A 1,527-nucleotide genomic window follows, 5' to 3' on the forward strand; every position below is an offset into this window, starting at 1 on the left:
GTGCTGCCGCCGTGTCCGGTGCTGCCGTGGGTGCGCCGGACGCGGAGAACCCGGAGGGCTCGGAGGAGCAGTTGAGGCTGGGCCTGGGCGCCTGAGAGGCGGCGTACGCACGCTGCGGTACGACACCTGGCGTACGGGCTCCGGAAGGCGGCCGGCGGAGGAGGGGGTGGCGCGGGCGGTGCTGGGGGAACGCAACCCGCCCGCGCCATATGCGCTGAGCCGCAGGTACGGGGGGAACCCCGGCCGAGCGCTGGGCCGATGACCAGTCGGCACATCACTTACAGCGTCGTCGGCGGAGAAAGTGTCACAGCCACAGCTCAGCCCCTGCGTACGGCGCGTACGGCACCGCGGACGCCGTACGGCACCGCGCGCTCAGCCGTAGACGACCACCTTGTCGCCGACGCGGACCTCCCCGAAGAGCTTCGCGATCTTCGCCTCGTCGCGCACGTTCACGCAGCCGTGCGAGGCGCCGGCGTAGCCGTTGGCGGCGAAGTCCGCGGAGTAGTGCACGGCCTGGCCGCCGCTGAAGAACATCGCGTAGGGCATGGGGGTGTCGTACAGCGTCGAGACGTGGTGCCGGCTCTTGAGGAAGACCTCGAACACGCCCTCGCGGGTCGGCGTGTACTGCGACCCGAAGCGCACGTCCATCGCCGCCAGCACCTCGCCGTCCTTCATCCACCGCAGGGTGTCGCTGCGCTTGCTCACGCACAGCACCCGGCCCTCGGTGCACCGCGGGTCGGGCTTCTCCATGGCCTGCGACGTCGGCGGGTACAGCTCGTCGCGCGTGGGCTCGTCCGTACGGGCCTTCAGCCGCTCCCACGTGACGACGTCGGTCTCGCCGGTGCGCGGCAGGCCGCGGTCCTCCTGGAACGCCGAGACGGCGTCGGCGGTGACCGGTCCGTAGTAGGCGGTGGGGCTCCGGTCGAAGACGCCCTCCGCGCGCAGCCGGGCCTGCAGCTCCCGTACCCGCTCGCTCTCGTCGCCCACGGCCATCAGGACCTCGGGGCCCTCCGGCGTCGGCTCCGCGGTGGGCGTTCCGGACGCCGACGCCTCGGCCGCGGGCTTCTCCGCCGGCTTCTTCTCCGGCTTCTCCGCGGACGGCGTGGCCGAGGGCTCCGCGGGCTTCTCTGGCTTCTCGGACTTCGCCGGCGCCGTGCTCGACGGCGGCGCCGAACCGCCCCCGCCGCCGGCCGCGTCCGCGGAGGCGGAGCAACCCGCCGCGAGCGCCGCGGAGGCGGCCGCGAGCGCGACGGCCACGCGCAGCGAACGGAGTTTCCTGTAGACGGTCACATGTGCTGGACGCAATTCGCCCACCCCCCCGGTTCCCTCCCGCAAGACATCGAACAATTCTCTCCGACGCCGCGGCCCCCCGGAACCCCGTAGCGCACTGTTGCCTCCCGGACACCTTGCGTTTGCCCCGATCCCCTGGAATGGCCCGCCGGCCGGGCGCCCCGCCCGGCCGGCCGTTGGCCGCCGTCAGGAGGGTTGGTTGTGCGCATGAACGCCGTCGGCAAGGGACTCAAGCGG

General features: G+C 73.0%; 1 protein-coding gene. It reads right to left on the minus strand.

Going from position 1 to position 1,527, the window contains the following annotated elements:
• Window positions 1-372 precede the first annotated feature (372 nt).
• Window positions 373-1,290 carry a L,D-transpeptidase family protein gene (locus H5J30_RS32545; protein WP_309505699.1) on the minus strand — a complete coding sequence of 306 codons (918 nt, stop codon included), beginning with the start codon at window positions 1,288-1,290 and terminating at the stop codon, window positions 373-375.
• Between the last annotated feature and the right edge of the window lie 237 nt (window positions 1,291-1,527).

Origin of the sequence: Streptomyces phytophilus (assembly GCF_013870535.1) — a bacterium.
GTDB classification, from domain to species: domain Bacteria; phylum Actinomycetota; class Actinomycetes; order Streptomycetales; family Streptomycetaceae; genus Streptomyces; species Streptomyces phytophilus.